General features: G+C 74.0%; 9 protein-coding genes. 7 read left to right on the top strand and 2 right to left on the bottom strand.

Annotation, left to right across the window (positions count from 1 at the left end):
- Positions 1-302: 302 nt before the first annotated feature.
- Positions 303-2,462, bottom strand: coding sequence for a RecQ family ATP-dependent DNA helicase (locus ABD363_RS11660; protein WP_344602394.1), 2,160 nt, complete (start codon positions 2,460-2,462; stop codon positions 303-305).
- Between the two features lie 300 nt (positions 2,463-2,762).
- Here ABD363_RS11660 and ABD363_RS11665 point away from each other — a divergent pair, with 300 nt between their 5' ends.
- The 7 genes from ABD363_RS11665 (at position 2,763) to ABD363_RS11695 (ending at position 15,060) form a co-directional block, all read left to right on the top strand.
- Positions 2,763-4,442, top strand: a complete 1,680-nt coding sequence (locus tag ABD363_RS11665) for a DUF4192 domain-containing protein (RefSeq protein WP_344602396.1) — start codon at positions 2,763-2,765, stop codon at positions 4,440-4,442.
- 531 nt (positions 4,443-4,973) lie between these two features.
- A complete protein-coding gene (locus ABD363_RS11670) occupies positions 4,974-6,893 on the top strand; it encodes a glycogen debranching N-terminal domain-containing protein (RefSeq protein WP_344602486.1) in 1,920 nt (639 codons plus the stop codon).
- Positions 6,894-7,024: 131 nt separating this feature from the next.
- Positions 7,025-7,783 (top strand): NUDIX hydrolase, encoded by a 759-nt coding sequence (locus ABD363_RS11675; RefSeq protein ID WP_344602398.1) that lies wholly within the window; start codon positions 7,025-7,027, stop codon positions 7,781-7,783.
- A gap of 216 nt (positions 7,784-7,999) precedes the next feature.
- Complete coding sequence (locus ABD363_RS11680; protein ID WP_344602400.1) at positions 8,000-10,237, top strand: ATP-binding cassette domain-containing protein; 2,238 nt, start codon at positions 8,000-8,002, stop codon at positions 10,235-10,237.
- Between the two features lie 165 nt (positions 10,238-10,402).
- Positions 10,403-11,290, top strand: a complete 888-nt coding sequence (locus ABD363_RS11685; protein WP_344602402.1) for a FadR/GntR family transcriptional regulator — start codon at positions 10,403-10,405, stop codon at positions 11,288-11,290.
- A gap of 434 nt (positions 11,291-11,724) precedes the next feature.
- The gene (locus tag ABD363_RS11690) at positions 11,725-13,260 is read left to right on the top strand and encodes an RNA polymerase sigma factor (RefSeq protein WP_344602404.1); all 1,536 of its coding nucleotides are present in this window, start codon (positions 11,725-11,727) and stop codon (positions 13,258-13,260) included.
- Between the two features lie 936 nt (positions 13,261-14,196).
- Positions 14,197-15,060, top strand: a complete 864-nt coding sequence (locus tag ABD363_RS11695) for a serine protease (protein WP_344602406.1) — start codon at positions 14,197-14,199, stop codon at positions 15,058-15,060.
- A 106-nt stretch (positions 15,061-15,166) separates the two neighbouring features.
- Here the strand turns inward: ABD363_RS11695 and ABD363_RS11700 are convergent, their stop codons facing one another.
- On the bottom strand, positions 15,167-15,397 hold the full coding sequence (locus ABD363_RS11700) for a DUF7455 domain-containing protein (RefSeq protein ID WP_344602408.1): 231 nt from the start codon (positions 15,395-15,397) through the stop codon (positions 15,167-15,169).
- Positions 15,398-15,660 lie beyond the last annotated feature (263 nt).

Below are 15,660 nucleotides of genomic sequence, written 5' to 3'. Positions count from 1 at the left end.
CAGCGAAGCCCTACCGGATCATGGGCGAGTCGTGCGGGGAGCGGACTTCAATTCTTCCTGTCGAACGTGATTGCGGCAACGAGCAATTGCTGCCGTCTGCCGTTATCGGATGATGCGCGTCTTATATCCCTGCTCGGGAAGTCCGCGGATGACGCACGGGACCCGCACGCCCGGCATGTCCGTGAGTCGCGGAGGCGCCGGTCGGCCAAGGCCGCGCCCCCGGACGCGGTGACGGGCGGCACGGACGGGGGGCCTCCCGGCCGTCACGGGTGCGGGGAACCGCCCGCGGCACCGGCACGTGATCACCCCTGTACGGCCAGCACCAGCGGCAACACCCCCTGGGCGCCGGCGCGGCGGAGCAGACGGGCCGCCACCGCGAGGGTCCAGCCGGTCTCGGTGTAGTCGTCCACGAGGAGAACCGGTCCGTGGCGCTCGGCGAGAGCGGAGGCCAGGGCGGGCGGCACGGCGAGCGCCCCGTCGAGCGCCTTCAGCCGCTGGGCGCTGTTGCTCCGGGAGGCCCGGGGCACGTCGCCCGCGTACTCGACGGAGCCCAGCAGCGGCAGCCGGCCGATCTCCGCGATGCGCGCTCCGAGGGAGCGGATCAGCCGCGGCCGGGTGCGCGAGGCGAGGGTGACCACGCCGACCGGGCGAGGCGGGGCGTCCGCGGCCCCGCAGGCCCAGCCGCCGGGGCCCTTGGCCCAGTCCGCCAGTACGTCCACCACCGCCCTCGCCACATCGTCGGGCACGGGCTCGTCCGGCGCCTGGGGCGCGAGCATCGGCCGCAGCCGGTTGCCCCAGCCGATGTCCGACAGGCGCCCCAGCGCCCGCCCGGGCGCGGCCTGCTCACCGGCCGGGATGCGGCCCTTCAGACCGACGCCGACGGCCGGGAGCCCGGTCGGCCACATACGGCGGGGCTCCACCTCGACGCCGGCCCTGCCCAGATCGACGCGCGCGGCGTCGAGCGCGGCGACGGACGTGCCGGCGGTGAAGCGCGGACCCGCGCAGTTGTCGCAGCGACCGCAGGGACCGGCGCTCTCGTCGTCGAGCTGCCGCCGCAGGAACTCCATCCGGCAGCCCGTCGTCGCCGCGTACGCGCGCATCGCCTCCTGTTCGGCCTTCCGCTGCCGCGCGACCCAGGCGTACCGCTCCGCGTCGTACGTCCACGGCTGCCCGGTGGCGATCCAGCCGCCCTTGACCCGCTTGACCGCTCCGTCCACGTCGAGGACCTTGAGCATGGTCTCCAGCCGGGAACGGCGCAGCTCCACCAGGGGCTCCAGGGCCGGCAGCGACATGGGCCCCTCCGCGCGCGCGAGGATGTCGAGCGTGCGGCGCACCAGGTCCTCCGCGGGGAAGGCCAGCGAGGCGAAGTACTCCCAGATCGCCTCGTCCTCCTTCCCCGGCAGCAGGAGCACCTCCGCGTGCTCGACACCGCGTCCGGCGCGGCCGACCTGCTGGTAGTAGGCGATGGGGGAGGACGGCGAGCCGAGGTGCACGACGAAGCCCAGGTCGGGCTTGTCGAAGCCCATGCCGAGGGCGGAGGTGGCGACCAGGGCCTTGACCCTGTTGGCGAGCAGGTCGTCCTCGGCCTGCTGCCGGTCGGCGTTCTCGGTCTTCCCGGTGTAGGAGGCGACGGCGTGCCCACGCCGCCGCAGGAAGGCCGTGACCTCCTCGGCGGCGGCCACCGTGAGCGTGTAGACGATCCCGGAACCCGGCAGCTCACCGAGGTGGTCGGCGAGCCAGGCCAGCCGGTGGGCGGCGTCCGGCAGCCGCAGCACGCCCAGGCTCAGGCTCTCCCGGTCCAGCGGGCCGCGCAGCACCAGGGCGTCCGACGTGCCCCCGGTGCCGAGCTGCTCGGCGACGTCGGCGGTCACGCGCGCGTTGGCGGTGGCGGTGGTGGCGAGCACGGGCACACCGGGCGGGAGGTCCGAGAGCATGGTGCGCAGCCGCCGGTAGTCCGGGCGGAAGTCGTGGCCCCAGTCGGAGATGCAGTGGGCCTCGTCCACGACCAGGAGTCCGGTCGCCGCGGCGAGCTTGGGCAGCACCTGGTCGCGGAAGTCCGGGTTGTTCAGCCGCTCGGGGCTCACCAGCAGGACGTCGACCTCGCCCGCGGCGACCTCGGCCTGGACGGCGTCCCACTCCTCGGTGTTGGAGGAGTTGATGGTCCGCGCGTGGATGCCGGCCCGGGCCGCCGCGCCGACCTGGTTGCGCATCAGCGCGAGCAACGGCGAGACGATCACGGTCGGGCCGCTGCCCCGGGCCCGCAGCAACGACGTCGCCACGAAGTAGACCGCGGACTTGCCCCAGCCCGTGCGCTGCACGACCAGCGCCCGGCGCCGCTCGGCGACCAGCGCCTCGATCGCCCGCCACTGGTCCTCGCGCAGCCGGGCCGTGTCGTCCCCGACGAGACGGGCCAGGACCGCGTCGGCGGCCGTCCGGAGATCCGCGTTGCTCGTGTGCTCCATGCGTTCCATACAACAGGACGGCACTGACAGCGCGGGCAGCGGTGCGGGGTGGTCCGGGCGACGCCGGACAGCGAGGGCCGGGCGTCCTGGCTTTGCCGGCCGCCGGTCGGAGGACTTCGACGCCCGCGGCTTTGCCGGGACCGGCCGTGGTGGCTGCGGCACCCGTGGCCCCGCGGGGCGTCGGCCCGGCGGACGGGCCGACGCCCGGGGGCGGCCCGGGACCGGCCGAGGGTGACGTGTCCCTGATCGGAGTTGTCCACAGGCCAAGCGGAAGTTCGCAATCCGCGAGATCGTCGGCGCATGACGAACCACAGCGAAACGACCGGACCCACCGACAGCGGCGACATCACCGGGCGCGGGAGGCCGGAGCGGCCCGAGGGGCCCGGCCCCCGCGACAGGTCCGCGCAGCCCGAGGTGTCCTCGGGCGCCGCCACGCCCGGCGAACGGGCCGCGCCGGCCCGGTACGACCAGCGCACCCGATGTGCGGACCACCTCGCCTGCACCGCCTACGACGGCCGCGGCGCCGAGCACCAGGTCACCCTGCGCACCCCGGCCGAACTCGCCGACGCCCTGCCCTACCTGCTCGGATACCGGCCCGAGGACAGCATCGTCCTGGTCGCCCTGCACGACCGGGGCGGGCGGGGCCGGTTCGGGGGCCGGGCCCGGCTGGGCATCCCCGCCAACGCCGACGACTGGGCCTTCGCGGCCCGGCAGCTGGCCCACGGCCTGGTGACCGGCAGCGAGCGCAGAGGCGCCCGGCCCGAGCAGATGGTCGCCTATGTCTGCCAGGAACCGTCCGAGGGCGAGTCGGGCCGGCAGGTCATGGAACGACTGCGGCCCCTGGCCCAGAAGCTGCGCGTCGAATGCGGGGCACTGGACGTGCCGGTGGTCGAGGCGCTGTGCGTCTCCGACGGACGCCTGTGGTCGTACTGCTGCGAGAACGAGTCGTGCTGCCCGGCCGAGGGAACGCCGATGGGGCTGCCCGGCACCTCCGTGCTGGCGGCCGCCGCCACCTACGCCGGAATCCAGGTGCGCGGCACCCTGCGGGAGCTGCGCGTCAGGCTGCTCCCCTGGGAGACCTCCGCCGCCCTCGAACAGGAGGCCGCCCTGGACACGGCCGGCATGGCGCTGGTCCCCAGGATCCTCGACGAGGCGAGCCGCGCGGAGGTGTCCGGCGAGACGCTGGCGCTCGCCGAGCGGATCATGGACCGCCTCGCCGGGGCGCCGCCCGTCTCCGGCACGCTCACGGCCGACCTCCGCGACGACGAACTGATCGGGCACGACGAGGCCGCGGCCCTGATCTTCGGCCTGCAGGACCGCACCACCCGCGACCGCGCGGCGGAGTGGATGGAGGGCGACGAGGCCGGTCCCGCCCTCCGGCTCTGGCGGGCGCTGGCCCGTCGCTGCGTCGGCCCCTACGGCGAACACGCCGCGGCGCCCCTCACCCTAGCCGGCTGGGTCGCCTGGTCCACCGGCGACGAGCTGGAGGCCCGGGAAGCCCTCGCCCTGGCTCTGGCCGCGGACCCCGACTACCTCTTCGCCCGGCTCCTGCACCAGGCCTGCAACGAGGGCCTCGACCCGGAGTCGGTCCGCCGCTGCCTGCGCACGGAACGCGAGGATCGCGGGCGCGCGGAAAACGGGGGCCGCGGACCCGCGGAAGGCGCGGGCCGCGAGCGCGCGGGAAGCGACGGACCCGATCGGAGGGAGGACGCCGTGAACCCGGTGGAACACGAGGCGGCCGGACCCGTGCAGGAGGCCCCCTCCCGCCGCCGACGCGGTACGCGTTCCAGCGGAACCGCCGACGGCCGTGCGCAGCCGCGGGGCCGCGAGCACGGCACCACCGCCTCCCGTCCGCGCATGCCCGCCGGCGGCAGTCGTCCCGGTCGTGTCCGCCGGCGCGCGGAGGGGATCGTGCGCCGGCACGGCTCCGGTTCGGGAGGAGTCCCCGCGGGAGGTCACGGCACCGCGGGGGAGGAATGAGCGGCTCCGGAGCCGACGCCGTCGCCACGGGCCACCGTACGGCGGCGAGCAACGCGTCCCCGGCCCGCCGGGACCCGCGGCTCCGCCGCTGTCCGGCCAGGACCCGGGCGGCGGGAGGCCTGCGCGAACCGACGGCGGCGAACGGTACCGCAACGACCAGCCGGACCGGTCGCACGGCTGCGGGCGTTACCCGAAGGAGGCCGGTCCCGTTCACCTGAGTGGTGGAACGCCTGGACGGGCCGTGACACCGCACCGCCCACGTCCCGCCGGGGTCCCGGCCGGCGCCGCCCGTGCCAGGGGCGTACCGAGCACGAAGGAAGCACTCCCATGCCTCAGCCGACTCCGCCCTCCACGGCCGGCCGCTCCGCGGCACGCGGACCCGCGCGGCCCCCCGCCCCGAGCGCCGTCCTGCCTCCGGCCGCCGACCGGGCCCCGCGTCCGTTCCGTGCCGCTTTCGACGGCATCCCTCCCCGGGGCGCCGCCCTCCCGTCCCCCCGCCGCTTCGGCGACCTGCCGTCCACCCACGCCGCCATGATCTGCGTCGCCCTTCCGGGCCTGGTCATCTCGGCGGAACACGGTCAGCTGACCGGGCGGGGACTGGAGGGCTTCTACCGGGCAGGCCGGCGCCTGCTCTCCCGGTGCCGGCTTCGCGTGGCCGGCCGGGAACCGCTCGTGGTCCAGGCGAGGATGGCCGCCGCCGACAGCGTCCGCTTCGTGGCGACCCTCCGGGCGTCCTCCCCGGCGGGACCGGATCCGGACGTCGTCGTCGAGCGCACCCGGCACGCGGACGGCACGGAACGGATCACGCTGCGCAGCTCGGCGCCCCGCCCGCTGCGCCTGCCGGTCGAGGTGGCCCTCGGCACGGACCTGGCCGAACTGGGCGCGATCGCGTCCGGCGCCGCGGGGCCCGAACTGTCCGCCGACGTCCACGCCTCAGGCCTGCGCTGGTCCGGCCCCGCCGGCAGCTCGTCCGTGACGGCCGACCCGCCGCCCGCCGACGCCCTGGCCTCCGCCGGCCTCCTGCGGTGGGAGTTCGTGATACCTCCCGGCGGCAGCGCGAGCGTGGAGCTGCGCGTACGGCCGGACGGCGCGGGCCGCCTCCGGGCCGCGGGCCACACGGCGACCGGCCCTCTCGCCGCCGCACGTGCGACGGGCGACGACCCCGCGGTCGCCGCGCTCCTGCGGACCAGCATCGAGGACCTCCGGTCCCTCCTGCTGCGCGATCCCGCACATCCCGCCGACACCCACCTCGCGGCAGGGGCGCCCTGGCGGTGCGGCCTGGCACCCGCCGAGGCGCTCGCCGCGGCCCGGATGGCGCTGCCCCTCGGCACCCGCCTGGCCGCGGGCACCCTGCGCACCCTGGCCCGCGCCCAACTCCGCGATCCCGGACCGCGGTTCGGCATGATTCCCGGGCCGCGCCGGGACGCGGGCCCGCACCTGCCGCCGGGCTGCACCGGCACGGAGGCCACCCTGCTCTTTCCCGTGCTCCTCGCGGAGGCCCGCCGCTGGGGGCTCCCCGAGCACGAGACGGAGCAGCTGCTGCCGGCGGCGGAGCGCTGTCTGGCCTGGCTGCGGACGGCCGTGGGCCAGGGGACGTATCTGCCGGACCCGCAGCCCGGCGGCCCCCTCCGCTGCGAGACCCAGGCCCACGCCCACCGTGCCGCACTGCTCGGCGCCGATCTGCTCGACGCCTGCGGCAGGCCGGGCGGCGCCGCGCTGAGGGAGTGGGCCGAGGAACTGCGGACGGCGTTCCGGGAGGAGTTCTGGATCGACGGTCCGGCAGGCGGCCGGCCCGCGGCTGCCCGGACCCCGGACGGGCGCCTCGTCCCGTACCTGGGCGCGGCCGCGGTCCACCTCCTCGACACCGGCCTGCTGGGCGGGGGAACGCGGGCGCCCGGGCTCCTCGACAAGGCGCGGACCGGACAACTGGCCCGGCTCCTCGCGAGTCCGGTCATGGACTCGGGCTGGGGCCTGCGCGGACTCGGCGCCGAGGAAGCCGGATACAACCCCTTCGGCCACCGCGCCGGCGCCGTACGGGTCCATGAGACGGCGATCGCCGTCGCGGGCCTGGGCGGAGCCGGCTACGAGAAGGAGGCGAGTGCGCTGCTGCGGGGCGTACTGGCGGCGGCCGGGACCTTCGGCCACCGGCTGCCCGAGATGTACGCGGGGGAACAGCGCACGGAGGGGAGCGCGCCCCTGCCGCACCCGGCGGCCTGCCGTCCCGCGGCCACGGCGGCGGCCGCCGCCGTCCTGCTGGTCACCAGCCTCGCGGGGATCCGCCCCGACGTCCCTTCCGGGACGGTCGCACTGCGGCCCGTGCGCAGCGCTCCCCTGGGCGAGATCGCCCTCACCGGGCTGCGCGTCGCGGAAGCCCCCTTCTCCGTCCGGGTCAGCCGCCTCGGCCTCGCACTGGTCGAGGAGGCCGCCGACGGACTGCAACTGGGCGGATGACCTGGCAGAACACGGCATCGCATGACAAACGGAAGCAGGTGACGGGACCCCTTCCCGACCGAAAACGATCAACTGCCGGTGCGGCCGGTGAAGGGAGTGTTTATCGTCAGGCAGACGACTATGATCGCCGCATGCCCTACGACCCGTCAGCCTTTCCGCCCTTCGCCGTCACCGTGGACCTGGTCGTGCTGACCGTACGCCGCCATTCCCTGTGCGCGCTGGCGGTCCGCAGGGGCGAACCGCCGTTCCAGGGGCGCTGGGCTCTGCCCGGTGGTTTCGTCCGGGCCGACGAGGACCTGGCACAGGCGGCGGCGCGCGAGCTGGCCGAGGAGACCGGGCTGAGCGTCCACGACCCGTCCGTCCCCGCTCAGGACAACGGTGCCCACCTGGAGCAGCTGGCGACGTACGGCGACCCCGGACGCGACCCCCGGATGCGCGTGGTCAGCGTCGCCCACCTCGTCCTCGCCCCCGACCTGCCCGCCCCACGGGCCGGCGGCGACGCCAGCAACGCGCGCTGGGCGCCGGTCGAGGAACTGCTGCAGCAGGGCGGGTACGGGCGCGACGGCGAGCCGGTGGCGCCGCTCGCCTTCGACCACGCCCGGATCCTGGCCGACGGGGTGGAGCGGGCCCGGTCCAAGATCGAGTACTCGTCGCTGGCCACGGCGTTCTGCCCGCCCGAATTCACCGTCGGCGAACTGCGCCGCGTCTACGAGGCGGTATGGGGCGTCGCCCTCGACCCGCGCAACTTCCACCGCAAGGTGACGGGCACGCCGGGCTTCCTCGTCCCCACCGGCGGTACGACCACCCGCCAGGGCGGCCGCCCCGCTCAGCTCTTCCGCGCCGGTGGCGCCACGCTGCTCAACCCCCCGATGTTGCGCCCCGAGGTGTGACGCCGGGCCTGCGTCCCGGGGCCCGGGAGACTGCTTCCGGTACGGGGCTCGGGCGGCGCGGGCGCGGCCGTGCACACCCGCCGGCACCGACGTCCGCGTACGGCGTGGCCCGCCCCGGACGGCGAACGGCGCAGGGACCCGACATGGCCGGTCGTCCAGCGCGCAGCGGGCCGTGCGTGACCGAAAAACCGGACATAGCACGCTATCTTGCTGCGAATGATCCAGGCCTTCGGACTGACCAGCAACCCCCGCGAAGAGCTTCCCCCCGCCGTCGACGACGTCTCCTTCGAGGCGCCCGCGGGCCGCGTCACCGCACTGCTCGGAGCACCGGGCGCGGGCAAGACGACGGCGCTCAGACTCATGCTCGAACTCCAACAGGGCCGCGGCGTCACCCACTTCAGGGGCCGTCCCCTGCACCGCATCGCCCACCCCGCGCGCGAAGTCGGCGTGCTGCTGGGCGATCTGCCGGGACACCCGGCCCGCACGGTACGCGGTCATCTGCGCCTGCTGTGCGCCGCCGTCGGCGTTCCGGTCCGGCGCGCCGACGAAGTTCTGGAAACGGTCGGCCTGGTGAGCCTGTGCGAGGAACGCCTCGGCACCCTCTCGCGCGGCATGGACCGCCGCCTCGGCCTGGCCTGTGCCCTGCTGGCCGACCCGCACACCCTCGTGCTCGACGATCCGGCCGACGGGCTCTCGGCCCGCGAGGCCCACTGGCTGCACGACATGCTGCGTGCGTACGCGGCCCAGGGCGGCACGGTCCTGTTCACCACCACCGACCCCAGGGAAGCGGCGCGCACCGCGGACCGCGTCGTCACGCTGGACCACGGCAGGCTCGTCGCCGACCAGGAGGCGGCGGACTTCGCCCGTACCCGGCTGCGTCCCCGCGTCGCCGTGCGCAGCCCGCACGCCGCACGCCTCGCCGTTCTCCTCGCCAAGGAGGCGCGCGCCGCCCAGCGCTCCGTCGAAGTCGTACGGGAGGGCGGCAACCGCCTCTCCGTGTACGGCAGTACCTGCGCCGACGTCGGGGAGGCCGCGTTCCGCCACGGCATCCTCGTCCATCAACTGGCCGACGAGACCGGGGACATGGGGCCGGGCGCGGGGGCACCGCCCGTGGAACCGCCGCCCGCCGATGCGGAGGACGGCCGGTCGCCCGAGCCGCGGTGGACGGCCGGCGCGCGCCGTACGCCGGCCGAGGAGCCGGGGGAGGCCGCCGGCGCGCGACGGGTGACCGGCGTGCGGCACGTCTCCACCGGGGGCCCGGAGCCACGCACCGGTGAAGCGGACCCGTCCGCCGCGAAACGGGATCCGCTCCTCGGCGAACCGGGTCCGTCCGCCGAGGAGCGGAGGCCGGGCGCCGGCGATCCGGGCCTGTCCGCCGGGAGACAGGCGCTGCCGCTCGGCGCACCGTGCCCGTCCGCCCAGGTCCAGGGGCCGTCGCCCGACGAGCCACGACCCTCTCTGCGGGCTCAGGGCCCCTCGGCCGGTGAACCCCGCCCGTCCGCCGATGAGACCCGGCCCGTCGACGGTGCGCCACGGGCCGTCCCGGAAACGCCCGCCTCCGACGGCGCTCGGACGCCCGGCGACCCGCACCTGCCGGCCGTCCGTCCCGGGCGGGTCCCGGCCCCGCACGTCCTCGACGCCCGGCCCTCGTCCTTCCTCCCGCCCCCCGTCTCCGTGCGCTCCGCCCCCGGCCCGCTCCGCCCCCTGCGCTACGAATTCCGGCGCGCCACCGGTATCGGCACGGGATTCCTCGTCTCGGCCGCCGTGCTGGTCGTGTCCGCCGTCACCGCCGTGATCCTGGCCCGCTTCGGGCACACACCGCAGCCGCTCCTGCTCGCCGCGTGGCCGCGGGAAGCCCCCCTGCCGCCCGCGGCGCTCGGCGCGGGGCTGCTCGGCGCGCTCTCCTTCGGTGACGAGTTCCGCCATCCCGCCCTGGCGGCGGACCGCGGCACCGTGCCCCGTCGGCTGGGGCTGCTGACCGCCAAGCTCCTCGTCTCCGCGGCCACCGCCGCGGTGCTGGCCGTCCTCACGGTGGGCTGCGACGCCGAGGCGCTCTACCTCTTCTACGGACCGGAACTCGTGAGGGTTCCCGCCGACTGGCTTTCCCTGAGCGCGGGTTGGGTCGGGCTCGTGATCGGCTGCGCCTGGGCCGGCGTCCTGGCGGCGGGCGTCTTCCGGTCGACCACGGCCGGTCTCGCGGCGGTGGTGGCCGTTCCCGTGCTCGTCGTCCCCCTGGTGCACAGGGTCTGGGAGGGGCCGTCGGCGCGGACCGCGGCCGGGCTTCCGGTGCGGCTGCGGGAAGTGTTCCTGGCGCAGTGGCCCTTCGGAGGGGAGCGCTGCCTGTCCGCCGCGCTGCGGGTGATCGCCCAACCCGTGGGCAGTGCGCTGATGTTGTCACTGGCCGCACTGCTCTGTGCGTATCTGCTCACCGCTCTGCGCGACAGAGTTCGATGATGACTCTCTGTGTCAATTTGTTTCCTTTAAGTGATCGCAACTCCCCGGCGAGAGACTCATTTCTTTCCGATAAGGCGTCAATTGCGACGAGGTGAGCGATCACCCTTTCGTGTGCTTTTCACCAAAGAACTCAAGGGAATTGGAGACGGCGCCGACAAAGGATCCGTGAGTACCCTTGCGCACACCATGATGACCGCCGCCCGCTCCGCAGACTCCGGCCTCGCGAGCCCGGGCGAACTCGACCGCTACCCCTACGCCGAGGCGTCCGTCGCCGACCGCGTCGGACCCGCCGCCTGGGAGGGCGCGGACCCCGAGCTGGGCCGTGTGGGCCGACGTGCCGCGGGCAACCGCGGACGCGGGCTGCACGGCCAACTCGTACAGCAGCTGGGTCAAATGATCGTTTCCGGTGACCTGGGCGCCGACCGGCCGCTGGTGCCCGAGGAGATCGGACAGCGCTTCGAGGTGTCCCGCACCGTCGTCCGCGAGTCGCTCCGCGTCCTGGAAGCCAAAGGGCTGGTCAGCGCCCGCCCGAACGTCGGTACGCGGGTGCGGCCCGTCAGCGACTGGAACCTTCTCGATCCCGACATCATCGAGTGGCGGGCCTTCGGGCCGCAGCGTGACGACCAGCGCCGTGAGCTGAGCGAGCTGCGCTGGACGATCGAGCCGCTCGCCGCGCGCCTCGCCGCGGGACACGGACGTGAGGACGTCCAGCAGCGCCTCGCCGACATGGTCGAGATCATGGGGCACGCCATGGGCCAGGGCGACGCGCTCACCTTCTCGCGCGCCGACATGGAGTTCCATGCGCTGCTGATCCAGATCGCGGGCAACCGCATGCTGGAGCACCTCTCCGGCATCGTGTCCGCCGCCCTCCAGGTCTCCGGCGGCCCGGTCACGGGTTGTGACCGGGCGAGCGACGCCTCGCTGGCGCACCACGGCCGGATCGTCGAGGCCCTCGCCGCCGGCGACGGCGGGGCGGCCGAGGCGGCCATGCGCCAACTGCTCACGGTCCACCCCGAGGTGGAACGTGTGGTGCCCGCTCCGCGGGAGCACTGACCGCGTTCCGCGGGCGGCGCGGCCGAGTGCGCCAGCCCCCTCCCGTGGCCGCACTCGCCCGACGGCCGTCCTCCGCCGGGCTCCGCGGGATCGCGACGGATCCCGCGGAGCCCGGCGACGCGGCGCGATCACAGGATCGCAGGACTGCCGAGGTGGGACGGCCGCAGCTGTCGATGACCGTGTCTGCCCGTATCTGACCGATTTTGAACGCTTACGGGGTGTGACTCGGGCCACGAAGATTAGGCGTAACGCTCGTGGGAACAACGCGATGACCTAAGAGGTGACAGCCGCGGAGGGAATACGGACGCCGTTCATGGCGCTGTGCATCTCCCGGCCCCCGCCCGCGCCGTCGGCCCATCCCCAAGCCGGCGGTCGGCTCCTGTCCGTCCTGGATGGGGCCGGAAGCCGTTTTCCAACGTTCCGAGAGGTTGTTCGTGTCGGCCAGCACATCCCGTACGCTCCCGCCGGAGATCGCCGAGTCCGTCTCTGTCATGGCGCTCATTGAGCGGGGAAAGGCTGAGGGGCAGATCGCCGGCGATGACGTGCGTCGGGCCTTCGAAGCTGACCAGATTCCGGCCACTCAGTGGAAGAACGTACTGCGCAGCCTCAATCAGATCCTCGAGGAAGAGGGTGTGACGCTGATGGTCAGTGCCGCAGAGCCCAAGCGCACCCGCAAGAGCGTCGCAGCGAAGAGCCCCGCGAAGCGCACCGCCGCCAAGACGGTCGCGGCGAAGACGGTGACCACCAGGAAGGCCACCGCCACCGCCACCCCGGCGCCCGCCGCCGGCACCGCTGCCGCCGCCGAGGAAGAGGCGCCTGCCAAGAAGGCGGCTGCCAAGAAGACGACCGCCAAGAAGGCGGTCGCGAAGAAGACCACCGCGACCAAGAAGACGGCGGCCAAGAAGACCACCGCCAAGAAGGACGACGTCGAGCTGCTCGACGACGAGGTCCTCGAGGACGCCAAGGTCGTGGACGAGCCCGAGGGCGCCGAGAGCGCCGGCTTCGTGCTGTCCGACGAGGACGAGGACGACGCGCCCGCGCAGCAGGTCGCCGCGGCCGGAGCCACCGCCGACCCGGTCAAGGACTACCTCAAGCAGATCGGCAAGGTCCCCCTGCTCAACGCCGAGCAGGAGGTCGAGCTGGCCAAGCGCATCGAGGCGGGCCTGTTCGCCGAGGACAAGCTGGCCAACTCCGACAAGCTGGCGCCGAAGCTCAAGCGCGAGCTGGAGATCATCGCCGAGGACGGCCGCCGGGCCAAGAACCACCTCCTGGAGGCCAACCTCCGCCTGGTGGTCTCCCTGGCCAAGCGCTACACCGGCCGCGGCATGCTCTTCCTGGACCTCATCCAGGAGGGCAACCTCGGTCTGATCCGCGCGGTCGAGAAGTTCGACTACACCAAGGGCTACAAGTTCTCCACCTACGCCACCTGGTGGATCCGTCAGGCGATCACCCGCGCGATGGCCGACCAGGCCCGCACCATCCGCATCCCGGTGCACATGGTCGAGGTCATCAACAAGCTCGCGCGCGTGCAGCGCCAGATGCTCCAGGACCTCGGCCGCGAGCCCACCCCGGAGGAGCTGGCCAAGGAGCTCGACATGACCCCGGAGAAGGTCATCGAGGTCCAGAAGTACGGCCGGGAGCCCATCTCGCTGCACACCCCGCTGGGTGAGGACGGCGACAGCGAGTTCGGTGACCTCATCGAGGACTCCGAGGCGGTCGTTCCGGCCGACGCGGTCAGCTTCACGCTGCTGCAGGAGCAGCTGCACTCCGTCCTCGACACGCTCTCCGAGCGCGAGGCGGGCGTCGTCTCCATGCGTTTCGGTCTCACCGATGGTCAGCCGAAGACCCTCGACGAGATCGGCAAGGTGTACGGCGTCACGCGCGAGCGCATCCGCCAGATCGAGTCCAAGACCATGTCGAAACTGCGCCACCCGTCGCGTTCCCAGGTGCTGCGCGACTACCTCGACTAGGTCCGGCCGTACCGGCCGGGAAGGCTCGCCCCTGGTGGGTGTTCCCGAGGCCGGCGCAGCACATGGCCGTGTCGCTCGGGCCGCGAGAGGTCCACGCGAAACGCCCGGCTGGGAGATCCCAGCCGGGCGTTTCGCGTGAGCGGCCGTTGAGGCCGGCGGCGAGGCCCGGATGCCCCCGGCGCGGACCGGCGAGCCGGCGCCCTCGGGGAAGGACTGCCGGAGCAGGCCGCCGGCGTTCTCGTGCGGACCGCGCCGCCGGAGTCGGCCGGATCGCGGAAGGGGGCGGGGACGCCGGTGGTGACGGTGGACATGCCGCGAGCGCCCATCTCCCCTTCCCGGTCCCGGGCCAGGGAAGCGCCTGGACGGGACGGCGGAGTCCGACCGCGGTGACCGGTGCGCGTTCCGGACGCTTCCGGGCGCCGTGACCGCCGCACAGGTGCAGGAGCACGACGTGACGGAGCGCGTCCCCGACCAGCGGCGATGGGCGGCTTCTCGTCCTTGCCCGCCGATGGCGGGGTCACCCTCCCCGCGCCCGGGTCCGGCCCGGTCCGCGACCCCGGCGGGCCGCTCACCGGGCGGTGATCATCGGGATGGAGCGCGGCGACCGGTGTGCAGGGCGCGGGCCGGCTCACGGCCGTCACGCGCCGCCGGCCGGTCCTCTCCTCGATGCCGACGATCCGGTACGCCTCTTCGTCGGCCGCTCCGCTGCATGAGCCGGGAGCACGCGCCCCGCTCACGCGGCAGCCTTTCCGGCCCCGAAGCCGCCGTCCGGATCTCCCGGATCCCGGGGTCCGTCGCGGCATCCCCTGGACCGGGATGCCGCGACGGGAACGGAAGGTGTCAGGGGGCGGGTTTTCGTGCCGCCGCGCGGATGCGGAGTGCGCTGGACGGAATCACGCTGGGTTGTCGACGACCATCTCAGTGTGAGGAGCCCGTATGCGTCGCGTCCTTGCCCGGGCCCTGGCCCGGCCGCTGGTCCTGGCGGCCGTGTCGGCCGTGATACCGCTCACGTCCGCCGCCGCACCCGCCGACAGCCTCGTCGTCGGGGGTTTCCCGGTGGACGTGTCCCGAAGTCCCTGGACCGTGGCGCTGTCCAGCCGTAGCCAGTTCGGGGGTACCCGGGCGGGGCAGTTCTGCGGCGGAGTGGCCGTCGGGCCGACCACCGTGCTCACCGCGGCCCACTGCCTCGGCGAGAGAGCCCTGGGGGCCCGGCTGGAGCAAGTGCGCGATCTGGTGGTCGTCGCGGGCCGTACGGATCTGTTCTCGGACCAGGGCCAGGAGATCCCCGTCCGTTCCGTCTGGGTGAACCCGTCCTACGACGACGTCAGCAACGACGGGGACTTCGCCGTGCTCACCCTCGCCGGGCCGCTGCCGTCCGGCTCGGTCATCGAGATGGCGGCCGCGGGCGATGCCGCCTACCAGCCCGGGACGCGGGCCGTCGTCTACGGATGGGGGGACGTCACGGGCGCCGACGACTACGCGGACGGCCTGCGCGCGGCACACGTGCGCGTGCTGCCCGACGCGTTCTGCGAGAAGGCGTATCCGGACAGTGCCGACGGCACGTACCGCGCCGACAGCATGGTGTGTGCCGGGGAGGAGGCCGGCGGCAGCGATGCCTGCCAGGGGGACAGCGGCGGGCCGCTCGTCGCCCGGGGGAAGCTGATCGGCCTCGTCTCCTGGGGCAACGGTTGCGGACGGCCGGGCAGTCCCGGGGTGTATACGCGTGTGTCCGCCGTGGTGCGGACGCTGGGGTGGGAGGCCGCTGTGCAGGGCGGCGGGAGCATGTCCGACGGAGCCTGAGGGACCGGGTGAGGGATGACGAGTGCGGGCGGCCGCCTCCGGGCAACGGAGGCGGCCGCCCGTCCACCGGCCTGTGCCGGGCTGGCTCGTCGTCCTACGGGAAGGGTCAGCGCTCTTCGTCGGAGGCGGTGCCGGGAATGGACGTCAGCCGCTCCGTCTCGTCCTGTATCTCAGCGGCGATCTTCTTGAGTTCCGGCTCGAACTTGCGGCCGTGATGGGCGCAGAAGAGCAGTTCTCCGCCGCTCGGCAGGACGACGCGCAGGTATGCCTGGGCGCCGCAGCGGTCGCAGCGATCAGCGGCCGTCAGCGGGCTTGCGGAAGTCAGAACAGTAGTCACGTCGCCTCTTCTCTAGCTCGACGAGCTGTCGTACCAGGGTCAACATCCAACCAGCCCCAAAACGTTCCCGCTCGAGGCTTTTCCTTGAAAAAATCTTCACGAGGCGGCTGGGCGCTGCCGGTTGGCGGCGAATGTGCCGTATTGCGTGTCTCTGTGTCGTACGGGTTCGCGCGTTCGGTCAGTGGTCGGTCCTCCCGGCCGGGTTGCCGGTTGTTCATGAGGACGTGCCCGGAGCCTAAATGGTTCATGCCTCGAAAGGAACG

Origin of the sequence: Streptomyces glaucus (genome assembly GCF_039533365.1) — a bacterium.
GTDB lineage: Bacteria > Actinomycetota > Actinomycetes > Streptomycetales > Streptomycetaceae > Streptomyces > Streptomyces glaucus.
This window is presented reverse-complemented; position numbering and strand designations above follow the sequence as displayed.